The organism is Sandarakinorhabdus sp. (genome assembly GCF_051860625.1).
In the GTDB taxonomy this organism is placed as follows: Bacteria; Pseudomonadota; Alphaproteobacteria; order Sphingomonadales; family Sphingomonadaceae; genus Sandarakinorhabdus.
Genome location: NZ_JBHYDQ010000003.1, coordinates 55564 through 73416, shown reverse-complemented (window position 1 = coordinate 73416; position 17853 = coordinate 55564). Strand labels below are relative to the sequence as shown.

The 17853-nt window shown below is 64.2% G+C and carries 19 protein-coding genes and 1 tRNA gene; 2 read left to right on the top strand and 18 right to left on the bottom strand.

Annotation, left to right across the window (positions count from 1 at the left end):
* Positions 1 to 6: 6 nt before the first annotated feature.
* The 8 genes from ACTIEZ_RS04395 to ACTIEZ_RS04360 all read right to left on the bottom strand — a co-directional run bounded on the left by ACTIEZ_RS04395 (position 7) and on the right by ACTIEZ_RS04360 (position 10898).
* Positions 7 to 1632: a hypothetical protein gene (locus ACTIEZ_RS04395; RefSeq protein WP_439545440.1), complete on the bottom strand. Its 1626-nt coding sequence runs from the start codon at positions 1630 to 1632 to the stop codon at positions 7 to 9.
* A gap of 16 nt (positions 1633 to 1648) precedes the next feature.
* The gene (locus tag ACTIEZ_RS04390) at positions 1649 to 2167 is read right to left on the bottom strand and encodes a hypothetical protein (RefSeq protein ID WP_439545439.1); all 519 of its coding nucleotides are present in this window, start codon (positions 2165 to 2167) and stop codon (positions 1649 to 1651) included.
* An 11-nt stretch (positions 2168 to 2178) separates the two neighbouring features.
* Positions 2179 to 3555: a hypothetical protein gene (locus tag ACTIEZ_RS04385; RefSeq protein ID WP_439545438.1), complete on the bottom strand. Its 1377-nt coding sequence runs from the start codon at positions 3553 to 3555 to the stop codon at positions 2179 to 2181.
* Between the two features lie 152 nt (positions 3556 to 3707).
* Positions 3708 to 5108, bottom strand: coding sequence for a TerD family protein (locus ACTIEZ_RS04380; protein WP_439545437.1), 1401 nt, complete (start codon positions 5106 to 5108; stop codon positions 3708 to 3710).
* A gap of 321 nt (positions 5109 to 5429) precedes the next feature.
* Entirely contained in the window at positions 5430 to 6440 is a 1011-nt protein-coding gene (locus ACTIEZ_RS04375; RefSeq protein ID WP_439545436.1) for a S66 peptidase family protein, read from the bottom strand.
* Positions 6441 to 6689: 249 nt separating this feature from the next.
* Positions 6690 to 6920, bottom strand: a complete 231-nt coding sequence (locus ACTIEZ_RS04370) for a hypothetical protein (protein WP_439545435.1) — start codon at positions 6918 to 6920, stop codon at positions 6690 to 6692.
* A gap of 22 nt (positions 6921 to 6942) precedes the next feature.
* A complete protein-coding gene (locus tag ACTIEZ_RS04365) occupies positions 6943 to 9321 on the bottom strand; it encodes a YbcC family protein (RefSeq protein WP_439545434.1) in 2379 nt (792 codons plus the stop codon).
* Positions 9318 to 10898, bottom strand: a complete 1581-nt coding sequence (locus ACTIEZ_RS04360; protein WP_439545433.1) for a proton-conducting transporter transmembrane domain-containing protein — start codon at positions 10896 to 10898, stop codon at positions 9318 to 9320. The genes ACTIEZ_RS04365 and ACTIEZ_RS04360 overlap by 4 nt, the downstream gene beginning before the upstream one ends.
* A 112-nt stretch (positions 10899 to 11010) precedes the next feature.
* Between ACTIEZ_RS04360 and ACTIEZ_RS04355 the strand changes: the two genes are divergently transcribed.
* Positions 11011 to 11925 carry a LysR family transcriptional regulator gene (locus tag ACTIEZ_RS04355; protein WP_439545432.1) on the top strand — a complete coding sequence of 305 codons (915 nt, stop codon included), beginning with the start codon at positions 11011 to 11013 and terminating at the stop codon, positions 11923 to 11925.
* Positions 11926 to 12115: 190 nt separating this feature from the next.
* Here ACTIEZ_RS04355 and ACTIEZ_RS04350 read toward each other — a convergent pair.
* A tRNA-Ser gene (locus tag ACTIEZ_RS04350) sits at positions 12116 to 12205 on the bottom strand.
* A 201-nt stretch (positions 12206 to 12406) separates the two neighbouring features.
* Between ACTIEZ_RS04350 and hspQ the strand changes: the two genes are divergently transcribed.
* The gene (hspQ, locus tag ACTIEZ_RS04345; protein WP_439545431.1) at positions 12407 to 12769 is read left to right on the top strand and encodes a heat shock protein HspQ; all 363 of its coding nucleotides are present in this window, start codon (positions 12407 to 12409) and stop codon (positions 12767 to 12769) included.
* Here the strand turns inward: hspQ and ACTIEZ_RS04340 are convergent.
* The 9 genes from ACTIEZ_RS04340 to ACTIEZ_RS04300 all read right to left on the bottom strand — a co-directional run bounded on the left by ACTIEZ_RS04340 (position 12766) and on the right by ACTIEZ_RS04300 (position 17839).
* Positions 12766 to 13323 (bottom strand): demethoxyubiquinone hydroxylase family protein, encoded by a 558-nt coding sequence (locus ACTIEZ_RS04340; RefSeq protein ID WP_439545430.1) that lies wholly within the window; start codon positions 13321 to 13323, stop codon positions 12766 to 12768. The genes hspQ and ACTIEZ_RS04340 overlap by 4 nt on opposite strands.
* Positions 13296 to 13796, bottom strand: a complete 501-nt coding sequence (locus ACTIEZ_RS04335) for a disulfide bond formation protein B (protein WP_439545429.1) — start codon at positions 13794 to 13796, stop codon at positions 13296 to 13298. Before ACTIEZ_RS04335 ends, ACTIEZ_RS04340 begins: the two co-directional genes overlap by 28 nt.
* Entirely contained in the window at positions 13786 to 14367 is a 582-nt protein-coding gene (locus ACTIEZ_RS04330; RefSeq protein ID WP_439545428.1) for a YqaA family protein, read from the bottom strand. Before ACTIEZ_RS04330 ends, ACTIEZ_RS04335 begins: the two co-directional genes overlap by 11 nt.
* A 100-nt stretch (positions 14368 to 14467) precedes the next feature.
* The gene (locus ACTIEZ_RS04325) at positions 14468 to 15832 is read right to left on the bottom strand and encodes a S41 family peptidase (protein WP_439545427.1); all 1365 of its coding nucleotides are present in this window, start codon (positions 15830 to 15832) and stop codon (positions 14468 to 14470) included.
* Between the two features lie 102 nt (positions 15833 to 15934).
* Entirely contained in the window at positions 15935 to 16348 is a 414-nt protein-coding gene (locus ACTIEZ_RS04320; RefSeq protein WP_439545426.1) for a 23S rRNA (pseudouridine(1915)-N(3))-methyltransferase RlmH, read from the bottom strand.
* Positions 16349 to 16708: a ribosome silencing factor gene (gene rsfS, locus ACTIEZ_RS04315; RefSeq protein ID WP_439545591.1), complete on the bottom strand. Its 360-nt coding sequence runs from the start codon at positions 16706 to 16708 to the stop codon at positions 16349 to 16351. It lies immediately after the preceding gene.
* A gap of 32 nt (positions 16709 to 16740) precedes the next feature.
* Complete coding sequence (locus tag ACTIEZ_RS04310) at positions 16741 to 17334, bottom strand: nicotinate-nucleotide adenylyltransferase (protein ID WP_439545425.1); 594 nt, start codon at positions 17332 to 17334, stop codon at positions 16741 to 16743.
* Complete coding sequence (locus ACTIEZ_RS04305; protein ID WP_439545424.1) at positions 17334 to 17606, bottom strand: type II toxin-antitoxin system RelE/ParE family toxin; 273 nt, start codon at positions 17604 to 17606, stop codon at positions 17334 to 17336. Before ACTIEZ_RS04305 ends, ACTIEZ_RS04310 begins: the two co-directional genes overlap by 1 nt.
* Positions 17603 to 17839, bottom strand: coding sequence for a hypothetical protein (locus ACTIEZ_RS04300; RefSeq protein ID WP_439545423.1), 237 nt, complete (start codon positions 17837 to 17839; stop codon positions 17603 to 17605). Before ACTIEZ_RS04300 ends, ACTIEZ_RS04305 begins: the two co-directional genes overlap by 4 nt.
* Positions 17840 to 17853: the final 14 nt, after the last annotated feature.

Below are 17853 nucleotides of genomic sequence, written 5' to 3'. Positions count from 1 at the left end.
AAATCATTAGCCATTGGCTTGACCTTCCGGTCGGAACGGGCGGGCGGCACGGTGCACGGCGGCGATCAGGCGGCCAAGGCCGCGGCTTTTGCCATGTGCAGAATCCTCATTCAGATCGGCAAAGATCCGGGAGCTGTCCACCGGCAATTGCTTGGGATCGGCAGGCAGCACGATCTGGGTAACGTCCGAATTGGTTTGCGCTTCACTGCGGGTGAGGTGCAGATCGATCGGGTTCTGCGGTTGCAATTTGTCGTTGCGCGCCAGCAGGGGTTCCGGGTTCCACAATTCGACGCGTTGATTTGCAAACAGTCGCAGATTTCCCGCCCATTTCACCAGATCACCGGTCAGCAGTTTCAGATCATCGCGCAGCGTGGCTGTGGCGCCTTGCCAGTCTGTGCCTTCGGTCAGCTTGCGGATCCACGGCGAACGAATTTCCTGCGTTCGCGACAGGAACCCGCCTTTCGGGCGGTCGTCCATGCCGGGTTCGGCCAGGTTGCGCCACACGACGGCAAAGCGCAGCGCCTGCGCAAGCCGTTCGAACACCGTTCGGCGCAACCTGTCGTTGACAGGCAGATCGGCCCAACCCACGGCAGCCGCGCTGCGCCGGGCCGCCATCATCGGCTGCGCCCGCGGCTCGATCTTGTCGGCCGTGAAGAAATCCACCACGCCAAGGGCTGCCACCAGTTCGGGCAGCAAGGCCGGATTGCGCTGCTCGCCGCGGCCTGGTTCGTGATAATTCAGGGTGATCATCTCGTCCCAGCCGCAGATGTAGAGATGATCGAAAACGCCTTCCTGCTCGATCAGCCGGTCATAATAATTCACGGCGACCTTCGCCTGCGGCAGCAGTTGCGACGTAGTGATCACATTGGCGCCGCTGTCGTCCGGGTCACGGAACCCGAAATAGGGCAGCATCAAGACGCCGCCGATATGCACGGCATCGGATTTGATCCGGTCTTCGTTTTCGGGCCGGCGCATCCTGTGCAGGGACCGCGCGATCGTCGGGAAGCCGGCCGCGCCGGTGCCGCCGAACAACGATCCCACCAGCATGATGCGCACCTGGCCGCCAGTGTTGCTGCCATTCTTCATCAGCTCCTTCATCGTCGTCAGCAGCTCGGGCGAATCATGGTGCAGCGCCGACAGCAGCGCTGCCGAACCGACATGGGCACGGCCGCGATAGCCTTCGGCCAGGCCCAGATCCTGTTCCTTTTCGGCGTCATCGGCGCCGGCCGGCCGGAACAGCAGATCAAACAGATCCTTTTGCGCCGGCGTCATCCGGTCGTGCTGGAGAATTTGGAGCAGGTTGGTGAGCTTTTCGGGCGCGGGGCGCCAGTGCGATTCATCCCTGTCGGCAAAGAGCTTGCGCAGCGGGATCGACAGCAGCGATGTGCGGGCGTCCTCGTTCTCGTCTGCCCAATCGAGCTGGTTGTTCCCCGTCGCCAACTGATCCTGGATGCGACAGATCAGGTTGAGCAAGGTTTCGGTGCGCTGCACATTGCCGTTGCTGTTGTCCTGATCGATCAGGCCGATGTGAACCGCATCGTCAGGCCCGATCCCGGCAGCCAGCAGGTAAAGGGCGGATTCAACGATCTTGGCGCCGGTGCCGCCGATACCGATCAGGATGTTCGTGGTCATGCCGCCCTGCCTTCAATCAACCGCCGAAACCGGGCACTGCGACCTTGCAACTGCGCGGTGCGCCAAGGCCGGTGCCAAGCCAATAGCCCACCACCGCCAGAGCAACGGCCGCTGCCGTGCCGGTGATGGTAACGCCACTGGCCAATTGTTCGGCAATCGGCGCGTTGATCAGCAAGGCCCACCCGGCACCGGCCGACGCCAGCACCGTGACAACCAGAAGCCCGGCCCAGGGTTGGCGCTTGGCGCGCGCGGAGGCATCGCCAACGGGCGGGTTGGTTTCCACCAGGATCAGCCAGATCACCGACAGCACAAAGGCAATGCCGATGGCAGCGGCGCCCACGGTCAGCAATTGCCCGCTCAGATCCTCGACCCGAATCAGCAGGCCCGCCGGATCATCCTGCAGCCGCTCCAGCACGGATTGGGCCAGGCTGGATTGATCGGCCACCCCATATTTGGCGATCCCGAAATAGATCGCAAAGGCGCCGATATTTGCACCCAGCGTCAGCGCCAGCCGAACCGGTAGATTGCTGCTCATTGCTTCCCCCTTCAATCGATCTTCACGACGGTGGCAAACCCGCCCAGACGCACAGGCTGGCGTTCGGCCGCATCCAGCAACGCAAGCTCCAGCAAGCGCGCGGTTTCAGACAGGTTCAGCGTCGGCACCACCTTGCGGGTGACAGCTTCGCTCTCCTGCGAGGCATTGAAGCTCCAGTCGCGCAGCCAGGCTGTGTCCGGGTTGGGAATGGTCAAAGAGACGCGCGTCGCCTCGCCCACCAGCATGAATGTGCCGGAACCAAGTGCTGCAAGCGTGGCCGGATCCAGGCGATAGCTGCCGGTTCCATCCGCGCTCCAGCCGCCAGACAGCTTGCCTTCTGCCTGCCAATCGGCGCCCTTGGGCGCGCAGGCATCACCCACCTGGCGCCAGATCCGGGTTTCACCGCGCAACGGCCCACGCCAGACCGCGCCAGGCCTGATGGCGTCCGCTGAAACACCGGGCCAGGTGGCGCCGGGATCGGCCTTGGCGCTGCGCAGCGCAGCGGCGCGATCGAGCGAGAATTGCGAGACGATGACACCCTGCCGCGGTGTCAGGAACTGGAATTTCTTCAACGCAGATCCGCCAGCCGCCGTCAGCCCTTGCCCGCCAGCCCCGCCCAGCATCGGTTCCAGTGTGAACAGCGCATGATGGGCGGTGCCATTGGTCAGGGCATTGGCGATCCGCGAGGAAGGCGCCTGCTGCATGGCGCGATGAAAGGCCTGCATTCGCGCGGCGGGCCCAGCGACGACAACGAACAGATGCCGGCCGGCAGCAGTCACGTCGCGGCGGCCGCTCGGCAGGTCGCTCACCCGCCCGGCATAGGGGCTCTCAAAGCCATAGATGGCGATGCTGCGACCGCTGGCAAAGATCTTCCCGAACGGTTTGGCAAACGCCACCCCGCTACTGGTCAGCACCTCGTCATTCACCAGCCACAAATCGCTGACGATCACCGAAAGCGCGTCGGCCGGCTCGCCGGCAACACGTTCGAACACGGCATCGATATGACTTTCCTGCGCGTCGCAGTTCGGTTCGCCTGCGGGGCAGAGATAGCCGCCTTCGGTCTGCATGCGCTGCCGTGCGGCGGAATCAAGTTCGGTGAACTTGCGGTCGAAACGCCAGCTCTTCAGCTGTCCGCGGTCAATCTGTTGCAGTTCGGGCAACATGCCGACAAGATCCGGCAGCAAACGATCGGTGGCGCTGCCGCCTCGGATATAGCCCACCATGCTGGCTGATCCATCCAGATACAGCGAATAGGGCCCGCCCGTGTCACGCGGTGCAGCCGCATTCTTATCGGAATCCTTTATATACGCGGCAGCCGCCGGCGGATAACAGGTCGCGCCATCGCTGACGGGGGCGGGCGTTTTGGAACCGCAGGCAGCAACCAGCATCAGTGCCGCAACACTCAAACTCCTCCGAACTGACATTAACGCCCTCCCAATGAGACCATAATAGTTCTGAAGGCGATTGCTTTGTCCAGTGGTTTCCCAACCACGCACTCTATTGAATAGCAGCAACTTGAGCTTGACAGCGAACCCCCATGTCAGCGCACCGACGGAAATCGCCAGTCCAGACCCCAGTTCAACTTGGAATCCAGCTCGGCTTGATGGGCGCCGGGTTGGTCCAGCCGCTGAATCGTGCGGCCATCCGGCGTGTCAATCAGGCGCAGCAGGGCAATGGCGGCCTGCCCGTCCCCAGGAGAATCGATCCGATACTCCAGCGGCTGTGGCAGCGGACCGGAAATATTGACCCAGGCTTCACAGCCGATCCATGTGGAAGACCCCTTGGAGATGAAGACGAAGATATCGATCCATTCAAACGCGGCGCGTTGGTCAAGATTGATCACCAGGCGTTCTTGCCCGCTGTCCGGCGCGCGCGGAGAGCCTGGCACCACCATCAACCAGGGCGAAGCGTCCAGTTGGCCCCGATAATCGGGAATCTGGACGGCTCCCCTGGCGCCGCTTGCGCCAACATATGCCGCGCCAAGCGAAAGGCCGATGGGCCGCACGCGCCCATCGCCACCGATCCGCCAGCGCCAATCGAGACCGACGGTCAATCGGCCTGATCCTGCTTCGATAGCCACGCGGTCGGCCGGTAACAGCAAGCGGGCGCCAGCCGTGCGGGCTTGCGGCTTTGGCGGCACGGGTTCGGAAGGCTCGGGGCCGGCCGGAGGCCAGGGCGGCTCGGCCTGGGGTATTGCCGGGTTCGACATCGTGCGCGGTGCTTCAGGCGCTGGCGGAGTTTGGTTTGCCGCGGACGCGGTTTCATCCTCGCTTTCGACATCGACGCCCATGCTCGTTGCCAGCGCGGCGAGGCCGCCGCGAAAACCCTGAGCGACAGCCCGGATCTTCCAGCCTGCGTCGCGGCGATAGAGTTCGGCCACCATCATGGCGACTTCGTCGGCGCCACCAAGGCTGGGCCTGAACTGATGCATCACGCTGCCGCTGGTCTCGGCCACGAGTTCCATCCCGTTGAAATCGGCCATTGATCGGCCCGGACCGTCCACCGTCAGGCAGAAAATGACCTTTGCCACATCGTCTGGGATATCTGGCAGCGAAACTGAGAAGCGCGCCAGGCCGTTGCTGTTATCCAGCAGGCGTATGCATTGATTTTGCGCATTGGGCTGGTTGTAGAAAATCATGTCGGCATCACCGCGCACATGGCCTGATGTCCCGACCAGAAACACGCTGGCATCGAGGGCACCGGCGGCCGTGGGCCAGCGCAGCACCGTATCAAAGCGCATCTGGGATAGCGGCGCATTTGCGCCACGAATGAGATCAACCATCGTGCAAGCCGTCCAGAGCGCTTTGCGACCAATTTGGATTACCGTCATCGCCCTTCGGGCGCCGCCTTTGGGGCGGATCGCCTCTGGTCCAGCGCTGCGTCGCTCGTCGGTTACGATGCCTCCAGCATCGCGCCCTCCCCGCTCCTTGCGCTGAACCAAATACGATTCCGTGCCGATGACCCAAATTAATCATGAAACGCTCTAATCGTTCCGGTCGCTACGCACTAGTTTTTGTTCACGCGATAGCGCCATTGCCAAGGGTTGGCCGGAACGAAGCGTTGGTGGATGAAGGACAAGGATCTGCAAGCTGTCGGATTTGAGCAATGGCAGCAGCGTCGAAACGTTACGTGCCAATACTGAAAGAGCAGCGGCTTGATCCTGTCCCAGTTGTGTATCCGGCCGGAAAGAGAGATGCGGCGATGCTGGCGAAGTGGCGTCTGGTCGAGCGCTCACGATGGCGCGCGAGATCTCTGCCTTGCGTCATGCCACCGCCGGTTCCAGCAGCCGAATTGTGCCGGCGTCCGCGTCGATTTCAGCCATTGCGCCGACGGGCAGGGTAAACTGGTCGGCAATGTGGCCGAACCAGGCGCCCTGAAAGGCCGGCACGCCGAGCCGCCCGAGATGGTGGATCAGAAGATCGGTCACGGTGAAGCCGCCATAGCGCCCGCGGCTTGATCCCGTGCAATTGGTGCACTGGCCGAAGACGACCCCCGCCACCTTGCCGAGCACGCCGGCCTGTCCCAATTGGGTCAGCATCCGGTCGATCCGGTACTCGGCCTCGTCCACATCCTCCAGGAACAGGATCGCGCCCGAAAAATCCGGTAGATATTCGGTGCCGGCAAGCGCCGTCAGCACGGTGAGGTTGCCGCCCAGCAGCCGCCCGCGCGCGCGCCCGCCGCCAATCGTCTGGGTGCGCCACATCCGCTGCACCAGCCGGTTTTCGGTGCCTTGCGGATTGACCAGCAACGGCGCCGCACCATCAAAGGCAATTGCCCGGAAATGTTCAACCGATGCATTGCCCCACGCGCTGCCGGCATTGGGGCCGTGCAATGTCACAAAGCCGGCCTTGGCGGCGATCGCCATGTGCAGCGCGGTGATGTCGCTGAACCCCAGCACCAGCTTTGGGTTGGCCCGGATCATCGGCCAATCGAGAAGCGGGAGCATCCGGGCGCTGCCCCACCCGCCGCGCACGGCGAACAACGCCTTGACCTGCGGGTCGCGAAACATGGCGTTGACATCGGCGGCGCGGCTTTCGTCGGTGCCGCCCAGATAGCCGTGGCGGCTCGCCAGGTTGGGCGCGCGCTTTGGCGTCAACCCCATGGCGGTCACCACCTCCTCGACAATGGTGAGTTGCATCGCCTCGTCGCTGGCAGATGCCGGTTCAATCAGGCCGATTGTGTCGCCGGGACGCAGGCGGCGTGGCTTCACGAAACCATTTGCCGGCGCGGCGGCTTGCAACGGCGCCGCAGCCGCCATTGCAAGCGTTGCCATGACGTCACGCCGTGAAAGCTGCATCATCGACCCTTTCAAAACCGCGCTCGGCGCGGGCGGGAACAGTCGACAGTATCGTCATGCGGCCTCCGTTTTGGCACCCGGTATAATGCTGGGTCGCGCAACGGGTGCAAGCCGTGATCACGAGCCGTCCAACCGAAGCACGGCTGCCCGCCGTTGATGTTTTCCGATCCGACGATCTGCCGGCCTGATTGCCGATGCAGCTTGCACGGCGCTTGTGGAGCGACGCTATTTGATCGAGATCGGCCGCATCGCGACATCGTGATCCGTGCGTGCCAGGGCTGCAATGACATGGCGAAGGATCTCGATCTCGTTCTGCAAGGTGATCGGATCGTGCCCGTCGGCGGCCCGCAACGCCGTCTTCAGCCAGTCGCTGACGTTCGGGCTGTCGAGCAGTTGATTGATCCGTGCTTTGGTAATCGCCGTGACCGTTTCGGGTTCATGCTGCATGTCGTCCATCCATCCAGGTCATTTGCTGTCGTCAGGCGGCCAGGTCCGGGCACGCGGCTGGCTGCGCTTGGGCTTCGGCAGGTTCCCACTGTGAATGGCCGTAGTATCGCCAGGCCATCCGGCCAGCTTCATCAAGTGCGAACAGGTGCAACCAGCGGTTGTCGAACAGCGCTGCCACGCCGGGATGCCGCGCCAGGATCGCCGTCATCGCTTCGCGGGGGGCTTCGATGCACACGGTCAGCCGCAGCGGTTCGTGCATCAGTGACGTTCCGTCGTGCACCGATTGCCAGGGCAGTCCGGTCCGGATGGTGCCGCCGTTGCCTTCGACCACGCCAAAGCCGCCGACCACATTATGCAGCAGTTTGTTGCCGCCGCCGAACAACGCAGGCGCCACGCTCGATCCATAATATTGCAGGCTGATCCAGCTTGCGACCACGACCGGGGCCGTCATGATCAACTCCAGCACGCCGAAGTCCGTATCCTTCTCCCATTCATAATCATGCAGGAAGGCGCGGCCCGCCAGGGCCCGGCCGCGGGTGCGGAAACGCGGCGCGGCAATGAACGCCTTGCAGCCGGCCAGGCCCCATTCGGGCCGGGTTTCCGCCCAATCCCGGCTGCGGCGAACGATGGATGCCGGGCCGTGCGCACGCGGCAGGCGCAGTGCCCGCTCGGTCCGGGCCAGCACGGTCGCCGCCGCCAGCCACTGGCGCAGCTGCGAAACGTCAACGGCCGTTTCCAGATCGGCATCGAACAGGCGGATGTCATCGGTCGTCGTGTCATGCAGCGCCCCGATGAACCTGGTCGCGTGCGGAATGACGATGCCGCGCTCACGCAGTGCGATGCGGACATCCGGACTGTTGAGCAGGCTGGCCAGCAACCGGGCGTTGACCTCGCCGGAATAGCCGCCACAGGCGCCGCAATGCAGCCCGCTGGCATGGGGATTGTTCACCACATTCGCACCATGGCCGGCCAGCACCACCAACGGCGCAAAGCCGGACGCCAGCGACATGGCACGCAGGACCGATTCCGCCATGCCGGCGCGTGTGGCCAGTGTGAGCGCCGGTTCCGGCCGTGGCGCCGGATCATCACCGGCCGGGCTGGCTGCCATCCCCACCGCATCGCGCACAAGCTTCAGCAGATAGGACGGCCCGGCGGCCTCGACAAAGGCAAAGGATGAAACGGCCGCCAGCTTGAACCGCGCCCAGGCCCGCGTAACCCGCACATCCAACCGCCGCGCCGTATCAGCAGCTTGATCCGCCGCGCCGCCGGCCCGCGTGGTCAGGCCGGCATTGAGCAGCACCGGCAGCCGATGTTCGGCCACGTCGGACCCCAGGCGCTGATGCGACGTACCAAGGCCGAAGAAGCCGGCAAAGCCAAGCGTCTGGATCGCCGGATTGACCGATTCGAGCGCCCGGCGAAACACTTCAGACCGGACATCGATGCAGAACGCCATCTGGACAAGCGGCGTTTCGGCAGGGCGCCCGGCGGCATCGCCGGCAAGACAGGCCGCGATTTCGCGCTGCGCCGCCCGTTCCGCGGCATCCTGCAATATGGCATCCACGCTTTGCGCGGCGGTGGGCGTGATCGGCGCGGCATGGGCCGCCAGCGCCGCCTGCCATTGCGGGCCGATCAGCGGCTGATACTGGTCCAGCAGCGCGCTTTCCCACAGCAGCCGGATGGCCAGGAAATCGGTGATCGTGGAATCATCGCCGCCGGCCAGATTGGCCTGCCATTGCAGGTATCGCGCCGCGTGGCCCCAGCCGCCCAGCGTCGACAGCGCCCGGTGGAAACAACTGTGCATGGCGTCTGCCGTGATGCCCAGCCGCGCCGAGGCCTGCACCAGCGCGTCAGGCGCATTTTCCGGTGCCGCTGCGACCATGGCCGCAAAGCCGCGCAGCCCGAGGATTTCCGGCGTCAGGTCGTGCAGCGCCATGGCCCGCCAGGCCGCATAGGCGCAACGCCCGCGCGGCGCCGCCCACAGCGCCTGGCCCTGATCAAACCAGTCCGCTGCCCAGCGGCCAAAGCGATCCGCGATGATGGCTGGCCAATCGATGCCGGACGCCTCTGCAGCCAGATCGGCAACGGTCGCGGTGGCAACGGGGGCCGGTGCAGGCTCGGCCGCCGCTGCCTTCAGGGCGGCTACACTTGCCGGATGCCAGCCTTGCGCAGCGGCCAGTGCCGCTGCCAGATCGGCATCGTTGATCGCGCCGGATGCGATGCGGTCCAAGTACCAAGACCGATCCAGTGTCATCGCGATGCCGGCCGCGCGTGCCATGCGTGCCGAAGCCATGGCGAGGCCTTCATCGGTCTGACCCAGCCAGGGATTGACCGCCACGCTTGATGCCAGTGGCCAGGCTGGCGGGATGGCCGCCGCAGCCGCCATGGCTGCAGCATGAACATCGTTGGTCATGCCGAAATCCTCCGGTTGGCAGGCGTCGTGTCACGCAAGGCCCAGCCGCCGAGCATGCGGTCGGTCAGGGCGTTGATGTACAGGCCGTTTGAAAGATGGGTGCGCAGGCCGGCAGCGGCCGGATGATAGGCCCACAGCGGGAACATGGCCTGCGCCACCGCAACCAGGCCAAAGCTGACGACCGCAAGCACGATCAGCACCCATTCGAGCGGACCGGGTGCCGGCGCCGGCGGGACACTGCCTTCAATCAACCAGGTCGCCGCGACGTGCAGCGCGAAATAGCCGATCGATGCATAGGTCGCGAGCACGGCCAGTTTCCTGGTCAGCGCGGCCGGGGCGGCTTCGGCCAGCCCCTGCGCCAGCAGATAGGCAATGCCGAAGATCAGAATCGCTCCCAGCGCCAGCGCCTGCGGCGACTGGCCCAGGAACCCGACCGCGCCGCCAATGACGCCATAGATCAGCAAGGCCACGACAAAGGCACGGCCAACGGCGCCGGGGCCGGCGATGGCGACAGTGCCGGGCCGACGGAAGACCGCAATCTGATCAACGGCGCCGCCCGACGACAGAAAGGCGTGCGCCTTGTACAGCGAGTGGGCAACAATGTGCAGCAGGGCCAGCGAGAACAGCGCCAGCCCGCATTGCATGATCATGAAACCCATCTGCGCAATCGTCGACCAGGCCAGCGACGTCTTGACGGCGGGCTGGGTCAACATGACGAGGCCGGCAAACAGCGCCGTGAAGCCGCCGATCATCACCAGCCCGGCCAATGCGGCCGGCGAAAGCAACATGACATCGGCAAAGCGGATCAGCAGGAAACCACCGGCATTGATGACACCGGCATGCAGCAACGCCGATACCGGCGTCGGCGCTTCCATCACCTCCGTCAGCCAGCAATGCGTGGGAAACTGTGCCGATTTCAGCAGCGCCGCCAACGCCAGCACGATCGCGGCCGCAACCGCCGGATCACCGCCGGCGCCGGCGCGCGCGGCTGCCACGATGGCGCCGATATCGGCCGTGCCATAGGCAAGCCACAGCAGCAGGGCGGCACCAACAAGCGCCACATCACCAAGCCGGGCAAATACCAACTGCTTGCGGGCCGCACGCTGCGCTGCCGGTCGATCAGCGTAGAACAGCAGCAACCGGGTCAGGCCGATGCCGATCGCAATCCAGGCTGCGACCAGCAGGAACAGATTGCCGGCCACCACCAGCAGCATGACGCTGGCCAGTGTCAGGCAGAGCCAGGCCATGAACCGCCCCTGCCCGGCTTCGCCATCCAGATAGGTCGCAGCGAACCGCACGACGACCCAGCCGACAAAGCTGACCAGCAGCAACATCACGCTGCTCACCGCATCGAGCCGCACCGACACGCCAATGCCCGCCATGCCCAGAACCGGACTCGACATCGGGCCGACAGCAACCAGCCGAACAGCAGCAACAACGGCAAACACCAGACTGGCCACCGCCAGCGCTTCGATCAACCGCACGCCGCCGCGGGACAAGCGCCCCGGCCGTGCCAAACCGATCATGGCTGCCACCAGAACCGCGCCCGGCGCGGCCAGCAAAAGGAAATCCAGCATCGCGTGCACCCCGTTTCCGGCCATTGATGGCCTCAGGGGTGTTTCTATCGCTGCATCATTCGCGCGAAAAATTCATTGTTTCGTGCTTTTCGTTCTGTTTTATGCATCGATGATGAGCGAACTAAATTATAATCACCTGCATTATTTCTGGGCCGTGGCGCAGGATGGCAACCTCACGCGCACCGCGGCACGGCTGAATGTCTCGCAATCGGCGCTATCGGTGCAGATCCGCAAACTGGAAGACCGGCTGGGCCACGCCCTGTTCGAACGGCGTGGCCGGCAATTGCAGCTTACCGAGGCCGGCCGCATCACGGTCGATCATGCCGATGCCATCTTTGCGACGGGCCGCGACCTGATCGGCACGCTTCAGCAAACCGGCCGAACGCGCCAGGCGGTGCGCGTCGGCGCGCTCGCCACCCTGTCGCGCAACTTCCAGATCGGCTTTGTCCGCCCCCTGCTCGGCCGCGACGACATCGAGATCATCCTGCGGTCAGGCAGTGCATCGGAACTGCTGCTCGCCCTGCAGATGCACAAACTCGATGTCGTCCTCACCAACCAGGCGCCAGAGATCGACGCCTTGAGGCCGTTCATCGTGCACAAGCTTTCGGAACAGCATGTCGAACTGATCGGCACACCGGCGCTGATTGGCACAACGCGCAGTATATCCGCCCTGCTGGCGCAGCACCCGCTGATCCTGCCGACACTGGGAAGCAGCGTGCGCACCGGTTTCGACGCATTTGCCGTGCAACTGGGCATCAACCCGCAAATCGCGGCCGAAGTCGACGACATTGCCATGATGCGCCTGCTGGTGCGCGAAGGCACAGCGCTGGCCGTGCTGCCGCCAATCGCCGTGCGCGACGAGATTTCCAATGGCGAGTTGATCGAGGCCGAGGAACTTCCGGGCATCACCGAAAGCTTCCATGCCGTCACGGTCGATCGGCGCTTCCCCAATCCCGCCGTTCATGCACTCATCAGCAAAGCCCGCGAAGGCCTCCAAACCTCGAACATCCCAAAAGTGGACTTGTAACGGGTTCGCGCCATCCTGAACGGAATGAGGTGCGTCCAGGATAGCCTCGGCGAAAGAAAAGACGACGGTGACTTATGTGCTGCCCCAGCCCAGTTCCATCCGGCGTATTGCAGCGGTGTTTGAAACAAATGCCATTCAAAAGGCTCGATTTTGCAACGGGTTTCATCAATTCAGATGCTTAGGGGGAAAATGGCGGAGAGGGTGGGATTCGAACCCACGGTGAGCTTGCACCCACAACGGTTTTCGAGACCGTCCCGATCGACCACTCCGGCACCTCTCCGCGATGTGCCCTGCCCGCAGGCTGGTCAGGCGGGCGGCTATAGCGGAGGGGGGCGGGGATGCCAAGCCTGTTCGGCAGGCGGGGGCTGTGCGTGACATTGAAACCCCTTCAACCGGCGGGCTGGCGCCCTATATTGGGGTCTTGTGCAGGAAGGCCTCCTGAGGTTGCCATGCTGCCTTCACCCTGATCCAATGGAATTTCATGCCGCCGATGTCCGACCCTGATGTTCCTGCCGAAGCCCCGACCACGGCCGCCTTCACCATCGGTGATGTGGTGCGGCACCGGATTTTCCCGTTCCGCGGCGTGATTTTCGACGTCGATCCGATCTTCAACAACACCGAGGATTGGTGGCAATCCATCCCCGAAGCCATAAGGCCGCACAAGAACCAGCCGTTCTACCATCTGTTTGCCGAGAACGAGGAATCGACCTACGTCGCCTATGTCAGCCAACAGAATTTGCTGCCGGATCCGGATGGCGACGCCGTGCATCATCCGGGGGTGACGCAGATGTTCTCCGGCCGGGTTGGCGGCCGTTACCAAATGCGCGATCAGATCCGCAATTAGACGCGTTTGGCCACGGCGATGGCCGCGCGGCAGCCGGCGCGGATAACTGCCTCCATGATCGGGAATGCGCCGCCGCCGGTGTGCACGGCAGCTGCTTCGCGGTGCTCGATCTCGTCGCTGCGATAATCATCGATCATCGCCTTCAGCTCGGGATCGCTGCCATCGGCCAGCGCCTCGGTCTGCTCGCCATAATGTTCATCGATCACGGTTTCCACCGCTTCGGTGCAGGCCATGGCAGCCTTGGGGCCCAGCAAGGCCGTGCCGGCGCCGAGCGCATAGCCGGCGACATGCCACAGCGGCCCGAAGATGGTCGGGCGCACGCTGCGGCGGGCCATGATGGCGTTCATGCCATCCAGATGCCGCTGTTCCTGGGCGGCCATGTGGCGAATCTCGCCGGCCATCGCGTGGCGCCCGCCCATAACCGCCAATTGCCCGGCATAGATGCGTGCCGCGCCAGTCTCGCCGGCTTGGTTAACGCGGATCATCGCGCGTGTGTCGGGGCGGCGATCGCCGGGCAGACGGCGCTTTATCGCCGGGTTCTGAGCATCAGCCATGCGGCAACTCCGGAAAGACCAAAAGAGATCAGGAAATTCCACCCTGCCATGGAAATGCCGAACATCTGCCAGGGTATGGCGTCGCAGCGCACCAGCGGCTGCGCCAGGATGTCGGCCAGCATCGATTGTGTATCACCGGCCAGCGGCGGCGCCGTGCAGCGGGTGAGGCCTTGCCACCATTTCTGCTCCACGCCGGCGTGAAACAGCGCGATGCCGGCATTGCCGATCATCGCAAGCAGCGCCATCCAGCCGGACAGGTGCGCCACCAGCCCAAGCAGCGGCTGTCTTGTGCTCAACTGGCCGAGCAACAGCGCATCGAACGCCAGAAATGCCACCGCCAGCAAGGCCCAGCGCTGCCACCAGCACATTTCGCAAGGCACCAGCCCGCCAATCAATTCGAAGCCCCAGGCCCCGGCCAGCAAGGCGACAGCGCCAGCCAGCAGCACAGCGGGGCCGGCCGGCTCAGAACGCATATTTGACCACGACGAAGCCGCCGACGAACAGAGCGGTGGCAGCAAGCGCCAGCGCGTTGAAATAACGGTCTATCAATTCCTGCGCCTTCGGGCCGAAACGCTTGAGGATCAGCGCCACCAGGAAAAACCGCCCGCCACGGCCCAATATTGACGCCAGGATCAGCACCGGGATGGAAAGGGACACCGAACCGGCGGCGATGGTCGCCACCTTGTAAGGAATGGGCAGGAAAGCGAAGGCCAACATCCACAGGAAGCCGTGGGCCTTGATGTCGGCCGCGAACGCCACGAAGCGTTCTTCATAGCCGTAAAACGCCAGCAGCGGCACGCCGACTGCCTGATACAGCATTGACCCGATCACATACCCGAGCAGCGCGCCAGCAACGGACGCGGCGGTGGAGACCGCAGCATAGCGCAACGCCCGCTCCGGCCGCGCGATCGACATCGGGATCTGCATGACATCGGGCGGCACCGGGAAGAAACTGCTGTCGGCAAAGCTGATGCCGATCAACCAGCGTTCGGCGCCGGGGCCGGCGGCCTTGGCCAGAGTCCAATCATACAGGCGGCGCAACACTGGCAAGGCTTTCGTTTGAAACGGCTGTCACGCGCTTAATCGGCGATTGTGACACAGGCAATATCGGGGCAATCACCCGGCCACGAGCCCCGGCCTGCCTTCAACGCGAGCTGGTGCTCGGCAGGGCTGGCGTCGGCCCGGCCACTTGTACCGGCGGTGCTGCAGTCGGTGCCAGGCGACCGATGAGCCGCAGCGCATAATCGAGCTGATAATCGATCACGCCCTTGGCCTTCAGATCATCGGCCTTGGCCACGAAGCGCGGATCGGGCAGGCCGTCCTGCTCCACCAACTTGTCGGTGGCGTCCTTCAGTTCGTTGATCAGATGCTTTTTCAGATCGGCTTCGCGGATCGGCTTGCGGTCCGACACGCGCGGATCGGAAAGCTGCGGCACCTGGATGTCGGGATCGACGCCATTTTCCTGCACGCTGCGCCCTGACGGCGTGTAGTAACGCGCCGTGGTCAAGCGCAGCGCCGTTTCACCAGACAGCGGATAAACGGTCTGCACGCTGCCCTTGCCGAAGCTGCGCTGCCCCAGCACCAGCGCGCGGCGATGATCCTGCAACGCGCCGGCGACGATTTCGGCAGCCGATGCAGTGCCTTCGTCAACCAGCACCAGCAGCGGCTTGCCATCGGTGGCATCGCCCGGTTTGGCGTAATAATGATCGACATCATTCTTGGCGCGGCGACGTTCGGAAACGACTTCGCCGCCCGACAGGAACACGTCCGATACCTTGATGGCTTCATCCAAAAGGCCGCCCGGATTCGAACGCAGGTCGATGACATAACCAGCCAGATTGGCGCCCAGCTTGGCCTTGATGCCATCAACGGCGGCACGCGTGTCTTCGCCGGTCCGGCTGTTGAAGGTGGCGATGCGGATCATGCCGACTTGCCCACGGGTTTCCCACTTGACCGGGCGGATCACCACGACTTCGCGGGTGAGGGTGAACTCCATCGGCTTGGGTTCGCCCTGACGCACAACGGTCAGCTTGATCGTGGTGCCGGCCTTGCCGCGCATCTTGTCGACCGCGTCGTTTAGGGATCCGCCATAGATCAGGTCGTCATCAAGGTGGGTGATGTAATCGCCAGCCTTGATGCCGGCGCGCGCCGCTGGCGTGTCGTCGGTAGGCGTCACCACCTTCACGGCGCCATCCTCGGAGGTCACGGTGAGGCCCAGACCGGTATATTCGCCATCGGTGGTCTGCTTGAGGTTGGCATAGTCGCGGCCGTCGAGATAGGCGGAGTGTGGATCAAGGCTGGCGAGCATACCGGTGATGGCACCGCGGATCAGCGTCTTGTCATCGACCTTGTCGACATAGATCACCCGCACACGTTCGAACACGTCCATCAACGCGTCGAGTTCCTTGTAGGTGTCGGTTTCGGCAGCCGCCTGAACGGCGGCGTAACCGGGCACCAGCATCAAGGCGGCCAGCGGCAGGGCGATCTTCCAGCTTTTGCTCAGGCTCATTGGACTGCGAACTCAGTTGAATGGAAGGTCAGGATAGCACACGGATGTCGCAGCGCTACTCCCTGCGGCCTTGCGCGCGGGTGAACGCGGGTGAATTGGGGTTCAGCCGCGGTGATAGGGGTGGCCATCGAGGATCGACAGCGCGCGATAAATTTGTTCGGCGAGCATGGCGCGCACCAGCATATGCGGCCAGGTCGCGCGGCCAAAGCCGAGCAGCAGATCGGCCGCAGCGCGGGTGGCAGCATCATGGCCGTCGGCAGCGCCAATCAGAAAGCGCACATCCCGCGTGCCATCATCGCGCCAGCGGCCGAGCAGCGCCGCCAGATCGGCCGAGCCGAGATCCTGGCCACGTTCATCGAGCACCACGCTACGGCCGCCGGAAAATGCAGGCCAGGGCGCGGTGTCGCTGAGTTCGGTAACCGCCAGCCGGCCCTTCAGGCGGGCCGCGTAGCGCTGCACCAGTTCGGCTTCGGGAGACTGGCCGATGCGGCCGCGTGCGATGATGTGCAGCTTCACTCAGCGGGGCGTGGCAATGACCGGCGGCGCGCTGGCCGTCGCCTGTGCTGGTGCCGGCGCATCATCCAGGCCCCACATGCGTTCCAGATTGTAGAACACCCGCACATCGGGCCGGAAGATGTGGACAATGATGTCCCCGCAATCGATCAACACCCAGTCCGCAGTCGGCAGGCCCTGCACGCGGGCGCTGCGGCCGAAGTCGCTTTTCAATTTTTCGGCGATCTTGGTAGCCATCGACGCCACCTGACGGCCGCTGCGGCCGCTGGCGACCACCATGAAATCCGCGATGCTGGTCTTGCCGGCGAGCGGGATGGAGACGGGGTCCACCGCCTGGTCATCATCCAGGCTCTGCATGATCATGGCGTGGAGTTCGTCCACCCGGTCAGTCTTGGTCAATCGCTAATCCTTGCTTTGTCGGTCAATTCGCTGGCCCAATCCGGATCGATGCGCCGCACTGCGGTCGCCGATTCCGGCCGGAATCCGGCATGAAGTTTGATTATCGCTGGCAGCGGCGCGTCCGTCCAGCGCGAAGGCGTGGCAGGCGACCAGCCGGCCCAACTGAGCGCCGGCGCGCCGATCAACGATACGCCAGGCCGCGGCGCAACGGCCAGCGGAATTTCGCCGAGAAACCGTCGCCAGCGCCGCCAGCGATGCAGTTCGGCCACGATATCATCGCCAGCCAGCCAGATGAAACGATGCTGCGGATAACGGCGTTTCAGCGCGATCACCGTATCGACGGCAAAGCGCGTGCCGAGCACGGCTTCCAGCGCGGTGACACGGATGCGCGGGTGCCGCGCCTCCTGCTGGGCGCGCGCCACGCGGCTGCCGAGCGCGGCCATGGATTCGGGCGATTTCAGCGGGTTCTGCGGCGCGACCAGCCACCAAACCGCATCCAGTTGCAACTGCTGCAGCGCCACCAGGCTGATGTGCCGGTGTGCGGCGTGCGCCGGATTGAAGCTGCCGCCGAGCAGACCGATACGCGCCATCAGCGCCAATCCTCCCGTGCGTGACGGATGCGCAAGATGGTCACGGACTCGTTGTTATGGCTGTAGAGGATCACATAGCCGAAGCGGCGTTCGATAATCTTGCGTCGCCCGCCAGGCACAGGTGAACCGATCGCCGGGTTCGTCAAGACAAGTTCGATGCGGTCGGCGATGGCATCTTGCGCCAACCCGCCCAGATCGCCGTCGATGGACCCAAGCCAACGATCAATCCGTGACAGATCGCGGCGGGCGTCCGCCGAAATGCGCAGCTTCACGCGCCCGTGCTATCCCGCGACTGAAGCGCACGGGACTTGCGTGCCCGTTCCCGATGACGCGCCGCCATGGCCCTTAATTCCGCAAGCACCACTTCGCCATCCACCCATTCGCCGCGCGCAACGGCCGCTTCGGCTTCCTCGCAGGCGGCAATATCGTCGGCGTTCAAGGGTTCCTCCACCCGATCGCCACCGGGATCAGGCTGGGAGGCGGGGCGTGCGTGACGAGCGTCCATGGCGACAGCATAGC

What these genes read in the sequence shown, in the direction of transcription:
- ACTIEZ_RS04395 (WP_439545440.1), bottom strand. Translation starts at nt 1,632, where the DNA reads ATGACCACGAACATCCTGATCGGTATCGGCGGCACCGGCGCCAAGATC.
- ACTIEZ_RS04390 (WP_439545439.1), bottom strand. Translation starts at nt 2,167, where the DNA reads ATGAGCAGCAATCTACCGGTTCGGCTGGCGCTGACGCTGGGTGCAAAT.
- ACTIEZ_RS04385 (WP_439545438.1), bottom strand. Translation starts at nt 3,555, where the DNA reads ATGCTGGTTGCTGCCTGCGGTTCCAAAACGCCCGCCCCCGTCAGCGAT.
- ACTIEZ_RS04375 (WP_439545436.1), bottom strand. Translation starts at nt 6,440, where the DNA reads ATGGCAACGCTTGCAATGGCGGCTGCGGCGCCGTTGCAAGCCGCCGCG.
- ACTIEZ_RS04370 (WP_439545435.1), bottom strand. Translation starts at nt 6,920, where the DNA reads ATGGACGACATGCAGCATGAACCCGAAACGGTCACGGCGATTACCAAA.
- ACTIEZ_RS04365 (WP_439545434.1), bottom strand. Translation starts at nt 9,321, where the DNA reads ATGACCAACGATGTTCATGCTGCAGCCATGGCGGCTGCGGCGGCCATC.
- ACTIEZ_RS04360 (WP_439545433.1), bottom strand. Translation starts at nt 10,898, where the DNA reads ATGCTGGATTTCCTTTTGCTGGCCGCGCCGGGCGCGGTTCTGGTGGCA.
- ACTIEZ_RS04355 (WP_439545432.1), top strand. Translation starts at nt 11,011, where the DNA reads ATGAGCGAACTAAATTATAATCACCTGCATTATTTCTGGGCCGTGGCG.
- hspQ (WP_439545431.1), top strand. Translation starts at nt 12,407, where the DNA reads ATGCCGCCGATGTCCGACCCTGATGTTCCTGCCGAAGCCCCGACCACG.
- ACTIEZ_RS04340 (WP_439545430.1), bottom strand. Translation starts at nt 13,323, where the DNA reads ATGGCTGATGCTCAGAACCCGGCGATAAAGCGCCGTCTGCCCGGCGAT.
- ACTIEZ_RS04335 (WP_439545429.1), bottom strand. Translation starts at nt 13,796, where the DNA reads ATGCGTTCTGAGCCGGCCGGCCCCGCTGTGCTGCTGGCTGGCGCTGTC.
- ACTIEZ_RS04325 (WP_439545427.1), bottom strand. Translation starts at nt 15,832, where the DNA reads ATGAGCCTGAGCAAAAGCTGGAAGATCGCCCTGCCGCTGGCCGCCTTG.
- rsfS (WP_439545591.1), bottom strand. Translation starts at nt 16,708, where the DNA reads ATGATCATGCAGAGCCTGGATGATGACCAGGCGGTGGACCCCGTCTCC.
- ACTIEZ_RS04310 (WP_439545425.1), bottom strand. Translation starts at nt 17,334, where the DNA reads ATGGCGCGTATCGGTCTGCTCGGCGGCAGCTTCAATCCGGCGCACGCC.
- ACTIEZ_RS04300 (WP_439545423.1), bottom strand. Translation starts at nt 17,839, where the DNA reads ATGGACGCTCGTCACGCACGCCCCGCCTCCCAGCCTGATCCCGGTGGC.